11 protein-coding genes are annotated in these 19,349 nt (G+C 63.9%); 7 read left to right on the top strand and 4 right to left on the bottom strand.

Annotated features, from left to right (window positions below; all coding sequences use genetic code 11):
- Positions 1 to 101: 101 nt before the first annotated feature.
- The gene (locus tag SINAR_RS0127005; protein WP_028001979.1) at positions 102 to 2,006 is read left to right on the top strand and encodes an AMP-binding protein; all 1,905 of its coding nucleotides are present in this window, start codon (positions 102 to 104) and stop codon (positions 2,004 to 2,006) included.
- 119 nt (positions 2,007 to 2,125) lie between these two features.
- On the opposite strand, the gene SINAR_RS0127000 is transcribed toward SINAR_RS0127005, so the two are convergent.
- Complete coding sequence (locus SINAR_RS0127000; protein WP_028001978.1) at positions 2,126 to 2,824, bottom strand: DUF1013 domain-containing protein; 699 nt, start codon at positions 2,822 to 2,824, stop codon at positions 2,126 to 2,128.
- A 275-nt stretch (positions 2,825 to 3,099) separates the two neighbouring features.
- Here SINAR_RS0127000 and acs point away from each other — a divergent pair, with 275 nt between their 5' ends.
- Positions 3,100 to 5,049, top strand: a complete 1,950-nt coding sequence (gene acs, locus SINAR_RS0126995; RefSeq protein WP_028001977.1) for an acetate--CoA ligase — start codon at positions 3,100 to 3,102, stop codon at positions 5,047 to 5,049.
- Positions 5,050 to 5,296: 247 nt separating this feature from the next.
- Here the strand turns inward: acs and SINAR_RS0126990 are convergent, their stop codons facing one another.
- A complete protein-coding gene (locus tag SINAR_RS0126990) occupies positions 5,297 to 5,551 on the bottom strand; it encodes a DUF1674 domain-containing protein (RefSeq protein ID WP_028001976.1) in 255 nt (84 codons plus the stop codon).
- Between the two features lie 130 nt (positions 5,552 to 5,681).
- Here SINAR_RS0126990 and htpX point away from each other — a divergent pair, with 130 nt between their 5' ends.
- From htpX to purH, 4 genes are all read left to right on the top strand, one after another.
- A complete protein-coding gene (htpX, locus tag SINAR_RS0126985) occupies positions 5,682 to 6,641 on the top strand; it encodes a zinc metalloprotease HtpX (RefSeq protein WP_028001975.1) in 960 nt (319 codons plus the stop codon).
- Positions 6,641 to 8,050: an RsmB/NOP family class I SAM-dependent RNA methyltransferase gene (locus tag SINAR_RS0126980; protein ID WP_028001974.1), complete on the top strand. Its 1,410-nt coding sequence runs from the start codon at positions 6,641 to 6,643 to the stop codon at positions 8,048 to 8,050. Before htpX ends, SINAR_RS0126980 begins: the two co-directional genes overlap by 1 nt.
- Positions 8,051 to 8,326: 276 nt before the next feature.
- Entirely contained in the window at positions 8,327 to 10,012 is a 1,686-nt protein-coding gene (locus tag SINAR_RS0126975) for a heparinase II/III family protein (protein ID WP_028001973.1), read from the top strand.
- A 153-nt stretch (positions 10,013 to 10,165) separates the two neighbouring features.
- A complete protein-coding gene (purH, locus tag SINAR_RS0126970; protein ID WP_028001972.1) occupies positions 10,166 to 11,776 on the top strand; it encodes a bifunctional phosphoribosylaminoimidazolecarboxamide formyltransferase/IMP cyclohydrolase in 1,611 nt (536 codons plus the stop codon).
- 96 nt (positions 11,777 to 11,872) lie between these two features.
- Here purH and SINAR_RS0126965 read toward each other — a convergent pair whose 3' ends face one another.
- Both SINAR_RS0126965 and SINAR_RS0126960 read right to left on the bottom strand, forming a co-directional pair.
- Positions 11,873 to 13,264, bottom strand: coding sequence for an MFS transporter (locus tag SINAR_RS0126965; RefSeq protein WP_028001971.1), 1,392 nt, complete (start codon positions 13,262 to 13,264; stop codon positions 11,873 to 11,875).
- Positions 13,265 to 13,386: 122 nt separating this feature from the next.
- Positions 13,387 to 18,174 carry an NAD-glutamate dehydrogenase gene (locus SINAR_RS0126960; protein WP_028001970.1) on the bottom strand — a complete coding sequence of 1,596 codons (4,788 nt, stop codon included), beginning with the start codon at positions 18,172 to 18,174 and terminating at the stop codon, positions 13,387 to 13,389.
- 280 nt (positions 18,175 to 18,454) lie between these two features.
- Here SINAR_RS0126960 and pdxY point away from each other — a divergent pair, with 280 nt between their 5' ends.
- Positions 18,455 to 19,336, top strand: coding sequence for a pyridoxal kinase PdxY (pdxY, locus tag SINAR_RS0126955; protein WP_028001969.1), 882 nt, complete (start codon positions 18,455 to 18,457; stop codon positions 19,334 to 19,336).
- Positions 19,337 to 19,349: the final 13 nt, after the last annotated feature.

The raw sequence follows: 19,349 nt of genomic DNA, 5'->3' as shown, positions 1-19,349 counted from the left end.
CATTACCCTTTCGTCGGGGTTCCCGTTTACCTTCGTTTGCCTATCCTTCGAAGTGGAGGAGCCGGGCTTCCCGCCCGGAGCGCGAATGGGAGGAAACGGATATGGCGAGTCGCTATTCCGAAGTGTATGGCGCGTGGAAAGCCGATCCGCACGGCTTCTGGGCAGATGCCGCATCGGCGATCGACTGGTTCAGGCCGCCGGAACGCATTTTCGAGCCTGGGGGCGGCACCTACGGCCACTGGTTTTCAGACGGCATCACCAATACCTGTCACAATTGCCTCGACCGGCATGTCGAGGCCGGCCGCGGCGAGCAAGCGGCCTTCATATATGACAGCCCCGTCACCGGCCGGGTCGAGAAGATCTCCTATGCGGACCTCCTCGCCGATGTGAAGGCGATGGCCGCGATCTACCGCAAACTCGGCGTCGACAAGGGCGATCGCATCGTCATCTACATGCCGATGATCCCGCAGGCCGCGATCGCCATGCTCGCGGCGGCGCGGATCGGCGCGGTGCACTCCGTCGTCTTCGGCGGTTTTGCCGCCAACGAACTCGCCGTCCGCATCGACGACTGTGAGGCGAAGCTCGTCGTCTCGGCAAGCTGCGGGCTGGAGCCGGGGCGCATCGTCGCGTACAAGCCTCTGCTCGATCAGGCGATCGAAACGGCCAGTCACAAGCCGGCCCACTGCCTGATCTATCAGCGCGACATGGCAGCTGCCTCGATGGTTGGCGGGCGCGACATCGATTTCGCCGAGGCGCTTGCGGCGGCCAGGGAAGCCGGCGATGAAGCCCCTTGCGTGCCGGTCGCCTCCACCGACCCGCTTTATGTACTCTACACATCAGGAACGACGGGCCAGCCGAAAGGCGTCGTGCGCGACAATGGCGGCCACATGGTCGCGCTCAAATGGTCGATGGAGCACTTCTTCGGCGTCAGCGCCGGCGAGGTGTTCTGGGCGGCTTCCGACATCGGCTGGGTGGTTGGCCATTCCTATATCGTCTACGGGCCGCTGCTCAACGGCTGTACCTCGGTCCTCTTCGAAGGAAAGCCGGTCGGGACGCCCGACCCCGGAACCTATTGGCGCGTCATCTGCGAACACGGCGTCGCCGTCATGTTCACTGCGCCGACGGCGCTGCGCGCAATTCGCAAGGAGGATCCCGAAGCCGCATATCTGGGCCGTTACGACCTGTCGCGGTTCCGGGCGCTCTATCTCGCGGGCGAGCGGGCCGACCCGGATACGATCCGCTGGGCGGAACAGGCGCTTGGAGTCCCCGTGATCGATCACTGGTGGCAGACGGAAACGGGCTGGCCCGTCGCGGGCAATCCCTTGGGGCTCGGCCTCCTGCCGGTGAAGTACGGCTCCCCGGCGGTTCCGCTTCCCGGCTATGATGTGCAGGTCGTCGACGACGCGGGCCTTCCGGTGGCGCCCGGCACGCTGGGCAACGTCGTGATAAAGCTGCCGCTGCCGCCCGGCTGCCTGCCGACGCTCTGGAATGCCGATCACCGCTTCCATGCGGCCTATCTCGAGGAGTATCCCGGCTTCTACAAGACGGCGGATGCCGGCTATCTCGACGAGGAGGGCTATATCTTCATCATGGCCCGGACCGATGACATCATCAACGTCGCGGGGCACCGGCTGTCGACGGGCGCCATGGAGGAGGTTTGCGCAAGCCACCCGGACGTTGCCGAATGCGCCGTGATCGGTATCGCCGATCCGCTCAAGGGGCAGGTGCCGGCGGGCTTCCTGGTCATCAACGCCAATGTTTCCCGTGAAACAGAGGAAATCGAGAAGGAGGTCATCGGCCTCGTGCGCGAGCGTATCGGGCCGGTCGCCGCCTTCAGGACGGCGATCTGCGTCAAGCGGCTGCCAAAGACGCGGTCCGGCAAGATCCTGCGTTCCACGATTCAGAAGATCGTCGACCGTCAGCCCTGGAAAATGCCCGCAACGATCGACGACCCTGCAATTCTGGACGAGATCACCGAGGCGCTGCGGTCGAAGGGTATCGGATGAGGAAGAGCGAGGGCAACTGCCCTCATCCCGGTGGCGCCGGCGTCGATCCGGTAAGCGACGGCCAATAAAAAACCCGGATCCTGCGACCCGGGTTTCTCATCTCGTCGATGGCGAGGCGATCAGTAGTCGTCTTCTTCGTCGTCCTTGCGGTCCGACTTCAGCGACTTCAGCTTGGCGAAGACGGCATCGGCGTCGATTTCCTTTTCCTCTTCGCGATCCTGGCCGTAGTTGAGCTTCTCGGTTTCCTGCGCGGATTCGAGCGTTGCGCCGCTCTCGGCCGCCGAAGGCAGCGGACGGCCCTTCGAAGCGCGCTCTACCTCGAGATCCAGGTCGATCTGCGAGCAGAGGCCGAGCGTCACCGGGTCCATCGGCGTCAGGTTGGCGGAGTTCCAGTGGGTACGCTCGCGAATCTGCTCGATCGTCGCCTTCGTCGTGCCGACCAGACGCGAAATCTGTGCGTCCTTCAACTCAGGATGATTGCGGACCAGCCACAGAATGGCGTTCGGGCGGTCCTGACGCTTGGAGACCGGCGTATAGCGCGGGCCCTTGCGCTTGGAGTCCGGCACGCGGACCTTCGGCTCCGAAAGCTTGAGCTTGTGATTGGGATTTCCCTCGCCGCGCACGATCTCGTCGCGCGACAGCTGACCGGTTGCGATTGGATCAAGGCCCTTGATGCCCTGCGCCGATTCACCGTCCGCTATCGCCTTGACCTCGAGCGGGTGCAGCTTGCAGAACTGCGCGATCTGGTCGAACGAGAGTGCGGTGTTGTCAACCAGCCAGACGGCTGTTGCCTTGGGCATAAGCAGTTGCTGAGCCATGGATATAGTCCTTTTGTCCGTCCGCGCCGGTGTCGCGGGCCGTGGAGTCTACCACTGATTTCCGGGAATTGGGGGTTCTATACCGTTCTTGTCTCGAAATTGCAATTCTTCACTTTCAAATGTGCTTTTGTCTAATTGCGGACCGGAGGCGACCTGCTTATGAATTGTCACAAAGGAACGGTGGGAGCCGGTCCAGAGCGGGATGAGGAGAACTGTGCGCGGTTTCCGCCGGTATTCCGCTCATGATCTGACCAGAAATGCGCAGGGAGGAAAATATGGACGTCAAGACCTACCCGGTCCTGGAAGCGGCCAAGAACCGCACGCTGCTCGACAATGCGACCTATCTCAAATGGTATCGGGAAAGCGTCGCCGACCCGGAGGCGTTCTGGGGCGAACACGGCAAGCGGATCGACTGGTTCGAACCCTACACCCGGGTCAAGAATACGTCCTTCGAGGGCGATGTCTCGATCAAGTGGTTCGAAGACGGACTGACCAACGTCTCCTACAACTGCATCGACCGCCATCTGAAAACGCACGGCGACAAGACGGCGATCATATGGGAGGGAGACAATCCTTATCTGGACAAGAAGATCACCTATAACGAGCTCTACGACAAGGTGTGCCGGCTTGCCAACGTCTTGAAAAAGCACGGAGTCAAGAAGGGGGACCGCGTCACCATCTACATGCCGATGATCCCCGAAGCGGCCTATGCGATGCTTGCCTGCGCCCGGGTCGGCGCCATCCACTCGGTGGTCTTCGGCGGCTTCTCGCCCGATGCTCTGGCCGGGCGTATCGTCGACTGCGAATCGACCTTCGTAATCACCTGCGACGAGGGCGTGCGCGGCGGCAAGCCGATTCCGCTCAAGGAGAATACCGATAAGGCGATAGACATCGCCGCCAGGCAGCAGGTCATGGTCAGCAAGGTCCTGGTCGTGCGCCGCACCGGCGGCAAGGTCGGCTGGGCTGCGGGCCGCGATCTCTGGTATCATCAGGAAACGGCGACGGTGGAGCCGCATTGCCCGCCGGAAAAGATGAATGCGGAGGATCCCCTCTTCATCCTTTATACGTCAGGCTCTACCGGAAAGCCGAAGGGCGTGCTGCACACCACCGGCGGCTATCTTGTCTATGCTTCGATGACGCATCAATATGTGTTTGACTACCAGGACGGCGACATTTACTGGTGCACGGCCGATGTCGGCTGGGTTACCGGCCACTCCTACATCGTCTACGGACCGCTCGCCAATGCGGCGACGACGCTGATGTTCGAGGGCGTGCCGAACTTTCCGGATGCAGGGCGCTTCTGGGAGGTGGTCGACAAGCACAAGGTCAACATCTTCTATACGGCGCCGACGGCGATCCGCTCGCTGATGGGCGCCGGCGACGATTTCGTCAAGCGGTCCTCGCGCTCCTCGCTGCGCCTGCTCGGAACCGTCGGCGAACCGATCAATCCGGAAGCCTGGGAATGGTATTATCACGTCGTCGGCGACGAGCGTTGTCCGGTCGTGGACACCTGGTGGCAGACGGAAACCGGCGGCATACTGATCACGCCCCTGCCGGGCGCTACCGATCTCAAGCCTGGTTCCGCGACACGGCCGTTCTTCGGCGTCCAGCCGCAGATCGTCGACAGCGACGGCAATGTCGTCGAAGGGGCGGCCGACGGCAACCTTTGCATCACCGATAGCTGGCCCGGGCAGATGCGGACGGTCTATGGCGATCACGAACGCTTCATTCAGACCTATTTCTCCACCTACAAGGGCAAATATTTCACGGGCGACGGCTGCCGCCGCGACGAGGACGGTTATTACTGGATCACCGGCCGCGTCGACGACGTGCTCAATGTTTCGGGACACCGACTCGGCACGGCCGAGGTCGAATCGGCATTGGTCTCGCACCAGCTTGTTTCCGAGGCGGCGGTCGTCGGCTATCCGCACCCGATCAAGGGTCAGGGCATCTATTGCTACGTCTCGCTTATGGCGGGCGAGGTCGGAGACGACGAACTGCGGCAGGCGCTCGTCAAGCACGTCCGGTCGGAAATCGGACCGATCGCGACTCCGGACAAGATCCAGTTCGCACCCGGTCTGCCGAAAACGCGCTCGGGCAAGATCATGCGCCGGATTCTGCGAAAGATCGCGGAAGACGACTTCGGGTCGCTCGGCGACACCTCGACGCTAGCCGACCCGACGGTCGTCGACGATCTGATCGCCAATCGTCAGAACCGCGCTTGATGTGAGCTGGGGTATGGGTTGCAACAGCCCCTCATCCCGCTGCCGCGACCTTCTCCCCGCAAACGGGGAGAAGGGATTTTGCGGCCAACGCACTCCCTCGCATTTGCTGTAACCGCATCAGCATTCTCGTCCCCTCTCCCTGCGAGCGGGGAGAGAGGGTTAGGGTGAGGGGGGAAGCGCAAAGCGCTTTACGGGTGGAACGCAGCGGCCGATTCGCCACCGAAACGAAAACCCTGACGGCATACCCTCAGAAATCGATCGCCCTGCCCTTGATCTCCCAATCGCCGAAGCGAGCCGGGTCTAGGCCGCCGCGTCCGCCCAGTTCGGCCGGCATATTCTGGGGCGCTTCTGCGCGCCGCCTCTCTTCGGCCTCCTTCAGAGCGCGCAGGGCGGCGGGGGAAAGCGGACGCTTGGGTCGGTCGGGCGAGTTGTCGTTGTCGTTCTGCATACGGTTCGCGGTTTCCGTAACGATATTGAAGAGCGGACGGTTTATCCCCATCATATAGGCACTTCCGTGCGGACGGAAAAGCTGATTCACGTGAAACGCTCGCGCGGCGCCGAATGGAGCGAAGCGGCGGTAAGCGGCTTTCCACGAGGCCCGGAACGGAGACTGATATGGTTGGAGCTCATTCATGAACCTCATGCGCACCGCAATGCTGCTTGCCTTCATGACCGTCCTCTTCATGGCCGTCGGCTATGTCATCGGCGGCCGGGGCGGCATGATGATCGCCCTCGTCATCGCCGCGGGCATGAACTTCTTCTCCTACTGGAATTCCGACCGGATGGTGCTTGGCATGTACCGGGCGCAGGAGGTGGACGAGCGCAGCGCGCCGGAGTATTACGGAATCGTCCGTGATCTGGCGAAGAATGCCGGTCTGCCGATGCCGCGCGTCTATGTCATAGACAGCCCGCAGCCGAATGCCTTCGCCACCGGGCGCAATCCCGAGAACGCTGCGGTCGCCGCTTCGACGGGACTGCTGCACTCGCTCTCCTATGAGGAAGTTGCGGGCGTCATGGCGCACGAGCTCGCCCATATCCAGTATCGCGACACGCTGACGATGACGCTGACGGCGACGCTGGCCGGGGCGATTTCCATGCTGGGCAATTTCGCTTTCTTCTTCGGCGGCAACCGCGACAACAACAATCCTCTCGGCTTCATCGGCGTGCTGATCGCGATGATCGTCGCCCCCCTCGCGGCCATGCTGGTGCAGATGGCGATCAGCCGCACACGCGAATATTCCGCCGACCGGCGCGGCGCGGAAATCTGCGGCAATCCGCTCTGGCTCTCCTCGGCACTTCGCAAGATCGCCGGTGCCGCTCAGGTCATTCATAACAATGACGCCGAGCGCAATCCGGCAACGGCCCATATGTTCATCATCAATCCCCTCTCGGGTGAGCGGATGGACAATCTGTTCTCGACCCATCCGAACACGGAGAACCGGGTGGCGGCACTGGAAAGAATGGCCCGCGAGGCTTCCGCGGCCTCGACGGCACCGGTCCGCCCTGATAGTGCAGGGCGCAGATCGCGCTCTGTCCCGAGAACGGGCTGGGGTCGCGGTGGTTCCGAACCGCCGAAAGGCCCCTGGTCCTGATGCCCGAAGACAACAAGAACGATTCACATCCGAAACGATCCCGCGAGCGCGCTCGCTCCCGGGCGGGGACCGGGCCTGGCGCGCCTGCTGCCGCCAAAGCGGGCTTGAGGAGCCGACAGGCGGCCGCCAAGCTTCTGGCGGCGGTGATCGACCGAAAGACGCCGCTCGACGGCATGCTCGACCCGGAGCGCGGGAACCCTGCCTATCGCGAGCTGAACGAAGCCGACCGCGCACTGGTGCGTGCCATTCTAAACTCGGCACTCCGCCATCTGCCGCGCATCCGCGCCGCCATCGATTCCCTGCTGCAGACTCCCCTGCCGGAGGGTGCACGGGCTCTCGAACATGTGCTGACCGTTGCCGCCGCGCAAATCCTCTATCTCGACGTTCCTGATCATTCGGCCGTCGACCTCGCGGTGGAACAGGCCCGGTCCGATCCGCGCAACCGCCGTTTCGCAAGCCTCGTCAACGCCGTGTTGCGGCGGCTTTCTCGTGAGAAGGACGAAATTCTCGAGAAACTGAGACCGGTGCCGGCAATGCCCGGCTGGTTCTTCGACAGGCTCGTCGCCTGTTACGGCAGAGACCAGGCGGAGCGGATATCCGAAGCGCAGCTCGTACCCGCTGCCATCGATGTGACCGTGAAATCCGAGCCAACATCCTGGGCGGAACGGCTCGATGGCACGGTGCTGCCGACCGGCTCGGTTCGTCTTCGGGATTTCTCAGGTTCGATTCCGTCGCTGCCCGGCTTCTCGGAAGGCGCCTGGTGGGTCCAGGACGCGGCTGCCTCCATTCCGGCGCGGCTTTTCGGGGAAGTTTCCGGCAAAAGGCTTGTCGATCTCTGTGCCGCGCCCGGCGGCAAGACGGCGCAGCTCATCCTCGCAGGAGCGGAGGTGACCGCGCTTGATCAGTCGTCCAGCCGCCTGCGGCGGCTCAGGGCCAATCTCGGGCGGCTTGGCTTCGAAGCCCGGACGAAGGAAACCGACATGGCCGATTTTCGGCCGGAAGAGCTGTTCGATGCGGCCCTTCTCGACGCTCCCTGCTCGTCGACGGGCACGACCCGGCGGCATCCCGATGTGCTCTGGACGAAAGGTCCGGAGGACGTCGCGAAGCTTGCCAGACTGCAGGAACGGCTGTTGCGGCACGCGCTGACCGTCGTGAAGCCCGGCGGCCTCGTCGTCTTCTCCAACTGCTCCCTGGACCCGCTGGAGGGCGAGGAGGTCGTCGCGCGCGTGGTCGCTGACGGCGGATGCGAACGGGTGCCCGTCGACGCGGCCGACTGGCCGGAGCTCGAAGAGGCGATCACCCCGGTCGGGGAGTTCCGCACGACACCTGCGATGCTGCCGCTGGAGGCGCCCTTCGCCGGTGGCCTCGATGGATTCTATGCGGCCGTGCTGCGCCGTGCGGGTGCCTGAGAGCGCTCATCAACAGACTGTTTTGCCGAGACAATTGACGCCTTCGGACGGCCCGCCTATCAATGACGGCAGGATTGATAAATATTTAATGATCTTTCCCGCACGATTCCGATCTTCTGCATGATCCTCGAATCGGCTCCGGTTCAAGAATCTGCAGCAACTCTGTAACGACCGTTTTGCGTCTTGAAGACGCATTGGCTGCAGCAGCGCTACAGCCGCGATGCGCTGCAGTGCCCGGAAGAGTCGTCGCGGTCATGAGGAAACCCACGGGCGCCGATGCCGTTTTCCAGTAAATCGAGGCTCCTATATCTATACTTGAGCGAAAGCCGGCGCCGGCTTTCGCGCCGGCTTTCACTTGCGCGGATGACGGCGCTGCGCTTGGCCGGCTCTACGCCGGCCCGGCTGATCGTCGCACCCACGGATCTTCGGGCAATCGATCCCTTCGTCGCGGAAGAGATCCTTGCGGGTCGCTTTCCGCTTGCCGGCCGGGTTCTGGATACCGAAGGCGAGTCGCCTTTCGAAATCGACCTGCCGTCGCACGAGTTTGCGGTCCGTCTGCATTCCTTCGGCTGGCTGCGTCACATGCGGGCCATACAGGATGAGGCCGGCTCGACCAGGCTGCGCCAGATCATGGACGATTGGATGGGCAGCCATGGCCGAAGGACCGGCGAAATCTCCTGGGAGGCGGATGTGGTCGCGCAGCGCGTCATCGCCTGGCTGTCCCATTCGCCCGTGGTGCTGCGCAACGCGGAGCACGGTTTCTATCGCCGCTTCTTGAAAAGTCTCGCCTTTCAGGTTCGCTATCTCCGCCATGTCGCCGAGGCTGTGGCCGACGGAGAAGCGCGCCTGAGGGTCCGCCTGGCGCTCGCCGTGGCCTCCGTGTCGATGCCGGCCACGGCTTCGGCAATTCGCAAGGCATCGCGTAATCTCGACCTGGAACTCGAACGGCAGATCCTGCCCGACGGGGCGCATTTCTCCCGCAACCCCCGGGCGGGGCTCGAGCTGCTGCTCGATCTGCTGCCGCTGCGCCAGACCTATGTCAATCTCGGACATGACGTGCCCGCCAGGCTCATCCCCTGCATCGACCGTATGTATCCGGCGCTCCGCTTCTTTCGTCACCAGGGCGGCGAACTTGCGCTCTTCAACGGCGCCACGTCCGTTCTTGCCCATGAGCTCGCCTCCGTGCTGAGATATGACGAGACGGCCGGCGAGCCGTTCCGGTCGCTGCCGCATGCCCATTACGAACGTCTTTCGCTGGGTGACACCGCCGTCATTATGGACACCGGCCGGCCGCTCTCGGCCGCTCTGTCCCGCAGCGCCCATGCCGGCTGCCTTTCCTTCGAGATGTCCTCAGGCAGGAACCGCTTCATCATCAATTCCGGCGCACCCAAATTCGCCGGCGAACGATTTCGGCAGATGGCGCGCTCCACGGCCGCCCACTCCACCGTCACCGTCAACGACACGTCCTCCAGCCGTTTCTCGCAGTCGCGGTTCCTCGGTCCGATCATGATCAGCGGTCCGGCCCGCGTTGCGGTCGAGAGAAATGACGAGCCGGGAGCGATCGAGCAGGTCAAAGCGAGTCATGACGGCTATCTTGCGCCCTTCGGCCTGATCCACGAGCGCGACATCGGGATTCTCAACGGCGGTCGGCTGATCCGCGGTCGGGACCGCCTGCTGCTGGAGGACGGCAGCGATCCGGACCCGTCGGACGGCGCGATCGCGGTCGCCCGTTTCCACGTCCATCCGGCAATCGGCATGCGCCGGCACAGCGAGAACGAGGTATATCTGACGGCAGCCGATGGAGAGGCCTGGCTCTTCGCCTGCCGGGACGGCGCGCTCGCGATCGAGGAAGACATCTTCTTCGCCGATCCCTCAGGCGTGCGTGCCTCGTCGCAGATAAGCGTGACCTTCTCCGCCGCCTCGCAGCCGGAAATCCAGTGGACGTTCACGCGCGAGGGATGATGCCTGGCGCCGCGCGGCAGGTGGGCGCGCGCCTATTTTCCCCTTGCCGCGGCACCGAAGGTTCCTTCGAAGAACAAGCTATGCTAACGGGCAGCCATCCCAACCGCCGGAACCTCCTCCCACGCGTCCGGCGCTGCCAAAGGAGCAAGGACGATGGCTGTCGCCTCCAAGAAAATCCCCGTCCCCGACGAGGTCCGAATCAAAACCGCCCTCCTCTCCGTCTCCGACAAGACGGGCATCGTCGAACTCGCCCGCGCGCTCACCGACAAGGGCGTGAGGCTGGTATCGACCGGCGGTACGCACAAGGCGCTTGCCGACGCCGGTCTTCCGGTCAGCGACGTTTCGGAACTGACCGGCTTTCCGGAAATCATGGACGGCCGGGTGAAGACGCTACACCCCGGCGTCCATGGCGGCCTTCTGGCCATCCGCGATGACGCGGAGCATGCGGACGCCATGAGCGCGCACGGCATCGCCGCGATCGATCTCGCCGTCATCAACCTCTATCCGTTCGAAGAGGTCCGCGCCAAGGGCGGCGATTACCCGACCACGGTCGAGAATATCGATATTGGCGGACCGGCGATGATCCGCGCATCGGCCAAGAATCATGCCTATGTGACCATCGTCACCGATCCGGCCGACTATTCGCTGCTGTTGGAGGAAATCGCGAGTGGCGCGACGCGCTACGCCTTCCGCCAGAAGATGGCGGCCAAGGCCTATGCGCGAACCGCAGCCTATGATGCGGCGATCTCCAACTGGTTCGCCGAGGTGCTCGATACGCCTATGCCGCGCCACCGCGTCCTCGGCGGCGTGCTCAAGGAGGAGATGCGCTACGGCGAAAACCCGCACCAGAAGGCCGGCTTCTACGTGACCGGGGAGAAGCGCCCGGGCGTGGCTACGGCGGCGCTGCTGCAGGGTAAGCAGCTCTCCTACAACAACATCAACGACACGGATGCAGCCTTCGAGCTGGTGGCGGAATTCCTTCCGGAGAAGGCGCCGGCCTGCGCCATCATCAAGCACGCGAACCCCTGCGGTGTGGCAACCGGGCCGTCGCTCGCGGAAGCCTATCGCCGGGCGCTCGCCTGCGATTCGACCTCGGCTTTCGGCGGCATCATCGCGCTCAACCAGGAACTGGACGCGCAGACCGCGGAAGAGATCGTCAAGCTCTTCACCGAGGTCATCATCGCGCCGTCGGTCAGCGATGAAGCGAAGGCGGTCATCGCCCGAAAGCCGAACCTGCGCCTGCTTGCGGCCGGCGGCCTGCCGGATCCGCGCACGCCTGGCGTCATGGCGAAGACCGTCGCCGGCGGCTTGCTCGTCCAGACGCGCGACAACGGCATGGTCGAGGATCTCGAGCTCAAGGTGGTTACCAGGCGCACGCCGACGGCGCAGGAGCTCGAAGACATGAAATTCGCCTTCAAGGTGGCGAAGCACGTCAAGTCCAACGCCGTCGTCTATGCGAAGGACGGCCAGACGGCGGGCATCGGCGCCGGCCAGATGAGCCGCGTCGATTCCGCACGTATCGCTGCCATCAAGGCGGAAGAGGCTGCCAGGGCGCTCGGCCTTGCCGAGCCGCTTACGCGCGGCTCGGCAGTGGCTTCGGAAGCTTTCCTTCCCTTCGCCGACGGTCTTCTGTCAGCTATTGCTGCCGGCGCCACCGCGGTCATCCAGCCCGGCGGCTCAATGCGCGACGATGAGGTCATCGCGGCGGCGAACGAGCACAACGTCGCCATGGTGTTCACAGGGATGCGCCATTTCCGCCATTGATGGGCGCGGGCGTTTCCGTTGGAAACAGGCCAGAGGGAACGCCTGCCGCAACGTACTTCCGACGGAAGCGGTAAGCTCCTCTCCTGCTCGCCGGCCTCATGCTGGCCGGTGCGCCGGATAGGGGGTGCGCAGCAGAATGACGAGACCGACGGCGAGAAAGGCAGCCAGCGCCATCATGCCGATCCGGGCCGATCCGGTCATCAGCGTGATGGTCGCCACCGAAGCGGGAGCCAGGAACGAGGTGGCGCGGCCGGAAAGGGCGTAAAGGCCGAAGTAACGCCCTGCCTCGTCAGGCGCGATGCTGCGCGCGAGGTAGGACCGCGACGAGGCCTGGACCGGCCCGAAGGCGACGCCGACCAGCAGACCGTAGAGGATATAGGCCTTTTCGGCCGCGGTGCCGAAGAGGCCGCCCGAATCCGTGACAGGAAGCGGGACAAGCCCGAACAGCGTGAAGCCGGGACCGGTCGAGACGATGCCGATGGTCGCGAGCATCAATGATACGAGGCTCGCGACCACGATCGCCTTCGAACCGAGCCGCGTGTCGAGCCTGCTGGCGTAGAGGCAGCCGAAGATGGCCACCACATTCAGGATGATGCCGTAGATGCCGAGCTCCATCGTCTGCCACCCGAACATGCCGGCGGCGAAGGTGCCGCCGAGCGCGAGAAGCCCGTTGACGCCGTCCTGATAGATCATCCGGGCGATCAGGAACCGCAATATGCCGGCCCTGGCCTTCAGTTCGGCGAACGTGCCCTTCAGCTCCTCCAGGCCATGCGCGGTTGCCTTGGCCAGCGACGTCGTTGCCCTGGTTGCATCCGGCGTGAAGAGGAACATGGGCAGAACGAAAACGAGATACCAGGCGGCAGCGATGGGGCCGGTGATGCGGGCGTCTTCGCCCTTTCCCGGGTCGAGCCCGAACAGGGGATCGAGCCCGACCGCCGTCTTGCCGGTCTGCGGGCTCCCGGCAATCAGCGCGACCACGGCGATCAGCACGATCATACCGCCGAGATAGCCGAGCCCCCAGGCGATGTTCGAGATGCGTCCCACGTCCTTTTCGCTCACGAGCCGCGTCATCATCGAATCGTTGAAGACGATGGAGAATTCGGCGGCCACCGTCGCCAGCGCCAGAAGAACAGCCGTGTAGATCAGGGGCGAGCCAGGCGCCGCATACCAGAGCAGGGCGAGTGAAAGGACCTTCACGCCGGCGAAAAAGGCGATCCACGGTTTTCGCGGGCCGGTCGCATCGGCAATGGCGCCCAGGACCGGCGAAAGCAGGGCGATCGCGATCCCCGCCGCGGTCAGCGTGTAGCCCCAGACCGTCTGCCCATGAGCAGGATCGGCCGTTAGCCGGGAAACGAAGTAGGGAGCGAAGATGAAGGTGGTGATGACGGTGAAGAAGGGTTGCGCGGCCCAGTCGAAAAGCATCCAGCCGGCAATGCCGAGACGCGAGGTCCCAGGCCGCTCCTCCATTCGACCAGCCGCGATATCCACTCCATCCCTCCCGGCATTTGCCCTGCCCGCCGTATCGGTGACGGCTGGCAGGGCAATGAAGACAAACTTCAACCGGAAGGCGGAATCGGGTCCTCCGGCGAGCTACGGCCGAAGCGACTGTGTCATTTCGTCCAGCCGCGTGCAAGGTCGCTGAGGAGACCGGCTGCGACGGTGATCTTGGCGAGCGTCGTTTCGCCCTTTTCGGTCAGGAGCCTCAGCTGATCGCCAACGCTCGCGACGCGTTGGCGATCGCGATCCTGCCATGCGAGAACGGGGTTTCGATCGTCCTTGTGCTCGACCAGCGCCGCGATCGTGATATCGCGGCGAGCGGTACCGATATCGCCTACGGCCCGCGATAGGGCCATAGCCTCGAACTGCTCGGTGGCGGGGACGCGGTCGGCGGCCGCAAGCAGGCGGTTGATCCTCAGGCTCTCGGTGACGGTGAAATAGGCCTGGGCGGTGCGGTTCAGCGGCTCGCCGGTCACCGTAGCGATCTGCATGATCTCGGGCACCAGCGTCATGAGCGACAGTTCGGCGATCTCCTCGGCAAGTTTTGCCGGCACGCCATTTTCGATGAAACCCGCGGCCCTGAGGCGTGCTTCCTCCGCACCCTCCCTGGAGATTGCCGCCCGCATGGTGGCCCGCAGCTTCTGCAGACCGTCGCGAAGCCGCGCAACCGCCTCGGCAACGGAGCCTTCGGAGGCGCGGGTGCGCAGCGCCCTTTCCGCGACGAGCGCAAAGATCCGCCCCACCTCCTGATAGAGCCTGTTCTGGATTGCGCCGCTGATCCTGTTGTCGAGCGCATCGATCTCGCCGTAGATGCGCGGCAGGTCGAAGCCGTCCAGCGCCAGGACCGCCGCCTTTACGACATCGGCGGAGAGGAATCCGGTGGCGTCCGTCAGGGTCGAAACGAAAGCAGGCCCGCCGCGGTTTATCGTTTCGTTGACGAGCACGGTGGCGATGATCTCGCGGCGCAGCCGGTGCCCGTGAATGTCGCCCGCATAGGTCTTGCGCATCTTTGCCGGGAAATAGCGCTCCAGCGTCGTCGTGAAATAGGGGTCGTCCGGGAGCTCGCTGACGATCAGTTCGTCGAAGAGCACCAGTTTCGCATAGGAGAGGAGCACGCCGATCTCCGGGCGGGTCAGCGGCCTGCCCGCCTGATAGCGCTCGCTCATCGCCTGATCGGTCGGCAGGGTTTCGACCTTGCGATTGAGGTGGCCATCGGCCTCAAGCCGCGCCATCAGCCGTGCCAGGGGCGTGCGGTTGGCTACGCCCAGCATTTCGGTGAGCGAGATCGCCAGCGACTGCTGATAGTTGTTGCGCAGCACGAGATGGCCCACTTCGTCCGTCATCGACGCCAGAAGCGTGTTGCGCTTCGGCCGTGTGAGGCGACCGTCGCGCATGGCCGAGGCAAGTGCGATCTTGATGTTGACCTCGACGTCGGAGGAATTGACGCCGGCCGAATTGTCGATGGCGTCGGAGTTGCAACGCCCGCCGTTGAGCGAGCAGCCGATGCGGCCCTTCTGGGTGACGCCGAGATTGGCGCCTTCGCCGATCACGCGCGCCCTCACTTCCTCGGCAGCGACGCGGATCGGGTCGTTGGCGCGGTCGCCGACTTCCGCATCGGTCTCGCTGCTGCCGCGCACATAGGTGCCGATGCCGCCGAACCAGAGGAGGTCGACCGGGCTCTTCAGAATGGCGCTCATGATCTCGAAAGGCGTCGCCTTCGGCCTGTCCATGCCGATAGCCGCCATCGCTTCCGGAGTGAGCGTCACCAGCTTTTCCGAACGTGAGATGATCATCGCACCGGGCGAGAGCGCCTTGCGGTCGTAATCCTGCCAGCTGGAGCGCGGCAGCGCGAACATTCGTTGGCGTTCGGCGAAGGAGAGATCGATATCCGGATTCGGATCGATGAAGATGTCCCGGTGATCGAAGGCCGCGATCAGCCGGATCTTCTCCGACAGCAGCATGCCGTTGCCGAAGACGTCGCCCGACATGTCGCCGACGCCGGCGACCGAGAAGGGTGTCGTCTGGATGTCGATGTCCATTTCGCGGAAGTGACGCTTGACGGCCTCCCATGCGCCGCGGGCGGTAATCCCCATCTTCTTGTGGTCGTAGCCGGCGGAACCGCCTGAAGCGAAGGCGTCGTCCAGCCAGAAGTCCGCTTCCTGGGCGAGCGCGTTCGCCGTGTCAGAGAAGGTTGCCGTTCCCTTGTCGGCAGCGACGACGAAATAGGGGTCGTCGCCGTCAAGCCGCAGCGTGTCCTCAGGCGGCACGACCTCCTGGCCGACGATATTGTCGGTGACGGAGAGAAGCGTCCGGATAAAGGTCTTGTACGCTTCGGTTCCCGCCTTGAAGATCTCGTCGCGGCTGCCGCCAGCGGGCAGCTGCTTCGGATAGAAGCCGCCTTTGGCGCCCACCGGAACGATGACGGCGTTTTTCACTTGCTGCGCCTTCACGAGACCGAGCACCTCGGTCCGGTAGTCCTGGGCCCGGTCGGACCACCGAAGTCCGCCGCGCGCCACCTTGCCGAAACGCAAGTGGACGCCTTCCACTTCGGTGCCGTAGACGAAAATCTCGCGGAAAGGCCGCGGCTCCGGTAAGCCTTCGAGTTGCTTCGGATCGAGCTTGAAGGCGAGAACCGCGCGGGGCCCGCCCTCGGTGTCCTTCTGGAAATAGTTCGTCCGGAGCGTCGACTGGACCGCGTTGACGTAGCGGCGCAGGATTCGGTCCTCGTCGAGGCTCGGCACGGCCGCCAGCGCCTCCTCGATCCCCGCCAGCAAGGCATTACGTTTCTTCGTTCGCGCTTTCACCTCCATCGCCGGATCCATCTGCGTGGAGAAGAGGCGGAAGATGTCGGCGGCGATCGCCGGGTATTTGTTCAGCGTATCGGCGATATAACCCTGGGAATAGGTGATGCCGGCCTGGCGCAGATAGCGCGCATAGGCGCGCAGCACCGTGACCTGGCGGGCGGTCAGCCCGGCAAGCAGCACGAGCCGGTTGAAGTTGTCGTCCTCCGTGGTGCCGTTCCAGGCTGCGAGGAAGGCTTCCTCCAGAGCCGGACCGATCTTGGCGAGGTTGAGCGCGTGCCCGTCGCGGTGGATCAGTTCCATGTCGTGGAGGACGACCTCGCAGGGTTCATTCCCATGGACGTGGACGCCGATGTCGTAGGTTTGCTCGCTGATGACGCGGAAGCCGAGATTTTCGAGAAGCGGCACGCGGCGCGACAGCGACACGGGCGTGTCGGCGTGGAAGATCTTCAGTTCCAGCGTGTCCGGCCTCTCCCGGTGCCGGTGATAGAAGGAGATGCGAATCGGGTCGTCGGCCCTGCAGGCGGCGATGTCTCCAAGGTCGGCATAGGCTTCCGCGGGTGTGAAGGCCGCCTGATAGGCCTCACCGACCGAAATCTCCGTGCCCTCCTTGCGGGCGAGCAGGTTGAACCGGTCGATCCAGCGGGTAACGATGGCGCGGACCGCCTCTTCCAGCTTGGCCTGCGGGACCCGTGGCGTCTTGCCGCCCGACCGTCCGATGATGAAGTGGACGCGCGCAAGCCCGCCCTCGGGGAAGGCCGGGTAATAGGCCGAGACGCGGCCGTCATAGACCGTCTTCAGATAATCTCCGATCTTCTCGCGAACATCGGAATCGTACTGTTCGCGCGGCACGAACACGATGACCGAAACGAAGCGGTCGAAATGGTCGATGCGCGGCAGCACCCGCACCCTCGGCCGGTCGCCGAGCTCGTTTATCTGTTCGCAGAAGGCGGCGAGCAGCCCGATGTCGATCTGGAAGAGATCGTCGCGCGGATAGGCTTCCAGCGTGTTCGCCAGCGTCTTGCCGGAGTGGCTCTGCGGATCGTAGCCGAAATGATCGATGATCTTCTCGATCTTGTGCCTGAGCAGCGGGATCTCCGATGCCTGCCGCGTGTAAGCCGTCGAGGTGAACAGACCGACGATCCGCAGCTCGCCGATGACGTTGCCGGAGGGGTCGAAGCGCTTGATGCCGATGTAGTCCATATGCGCACGCCGATGGACGACCGACTTCACATTGGCCTTGGTGACGATCAGGAAATCGGGTCCCTCGAGGAAAGCGAGGATTTCCGGCGTCGTCAGTACCGCATCCTTGCCCTGGCGCAGGACCCGCACGTCCGGATTGGACAGGATGCCGAGGCCCCTGCCCTTTCCGCGCTCGACGGTTGCCTGCTCGCCCTTGCCGGAATAGGTGTATTCCCGCATGCCGAGGAAGGTGAAGTTGTTGTCCCTTAGCCAGCGAAGGAACGCCAGCGCCTCGTCGCGGTCGCTCTTCTTGCGGGACGCGTTGTAGTCTTCGAGCTCCCGCATTGCCTGGTCGAGCAGAGCGGTCATTGCGGGCCAGTCGTGTACGGCCTGGTGCACCTGCTCCAGCACATCCGAGATGCGTTTGCTCAGCGAGCGCGCCTCGAGCGGTGTCAGCCTGCTCAAGTGGATCTGGATGTGGCTGACGCGGTGCTCGGGCGCGCTCTCCTCCTCCGGATCGAACAGCTTTACGGCCTTGCCGGGCTCCATCACCAGGATGGGGTGGATTGCCAGGTGGATGTCGCGGTGGGTACTGGTCACCTCCCCCATCACCGAATCGTAGAGGAAGGGCATGTTGCGTTCGGTGATCGCGATGATGGAAACTTCCATACCGCCCGGCGCAACCCCGGCTACCGTCTCCACCGACACTCTCGGTTTTCCGCCGTCCCAGCGCGCGAGTTCGCTGCGCGCGTGGGCAGCGGTCAGCGCCAACATCTCAGGCGTGTAACGGTCAAGATCGTCGTTGCTCGCGCCGCCGAAGAGGATTTCCGGTGGCAGTGTCTCGGCCCCGAATCTGGACCCTGCCGCCCGGGCTGCATCGATGTGCCGATCCCGCTTCGGATTATACTTCACGCCCATGAAACCGCTCTCCACTCATGATAGATGAACCTATCAGAACCATGACCAATGGCGACCGTTTTTATGATGGATTTCGGCAAAATGGAGCCGGATTCTGGAGAAAAACACGTGGATTCGACCTAAATCCATTTAAATCGAAGGTATTTTTGCAAAAATTTCCCGAAAAACGGCAAAAACGAACGAAAACGCCGACGTTCGTGTCGCGCGCTCTCGCAAGGCGCCTGTTGACAGGCCGTGAGGGGCAGGCGATCACACTGCGAATCGAAGATGGGATCTCCCGATGTCCGAAACGCCTGCCGCGCCTGGTGCCGTCATTGTCATTTCGAGCCATGTGGTGCGCGGTGCGGTCGGCAACCGGGCCGCCGTCTTCGCGCTCGAAACGCTCGGGCACCGGGTCTGGGCCCTGCCGACGGTCGTGCTCCCCTGGCATCCGGGGCACGGCCGCTCGACGCGGGTAACCATGCCGGACGAGGACTTCCGGTCGATCATCGACGATCTCGTCCATGCTCCATGGATCGGCGAGGTGCGCGCGGTCCTTTCCGGCTATCTGGGCTCGCCGGAGCAGGCGGCAGGCATCGCCCGCCTCGTGACGGCACTGCGCGAACGCAATCCCGGCCTGTTCTATGCGTGTGATCCGATCATCGGCGATGCAAGCGGCCTCTACGTCCCCTTGGAGATCGCGACAGCCATCCGTGATATGCTGCTGCCGCTTGCGACGCTTGCGACGCCCAACCGCTTCGAGCTCTCCTGGTTGGCAGGCGCTTCGCTCGAGACGAATGCGACCATTCTCGACGCCGCGGTCGATCTCGGGCCGCCGCGCGTGCTGGTGACATCGGCGATCCCGATGATGAGCGGCGGCACGGGCAATCTCTATCTGTCCGGACGGCATGCGCTGCTTGCCGAACACCGCCTGATCGACAATCCGCCGAACGGCACCGGCGACCTGCTCGCCGCCGTACTCCTGGCGCGTCTCCTGGAAGGGCTCCCGGAGGAACGCGCCCTGCAGATGGCGACCGCCAGCGTCTACGAGATCATCGCACGAAGCCGCAAGCGCGACTCCGACGAACTGACGCTCGAACAGGATGCATCGAGCTTGGCGACGCCGATGGCAATGGTGCAGATGCGCCACCTCATCCATCCGAGCCAGGCACGGAAGAAATAGTGTGAGATACGGA

Origin of the sequence: Sinorhizobium arboris LMG 14919 (genome assembly GCF_000427465.1) — a bacterium.
Taxonomy (GTDB): domain Bacteria; phylum Pseudomonadota; class Alphaproteobacteria; order Rhizobiales; family Rhizobiaceae; genus Sinorhizobium; species Sinorhizobium arboris.
Note: the sequence above shows the minus strand (reverse complement) of the source record. Positions and strands in the feature narration are given on the sequence as shown.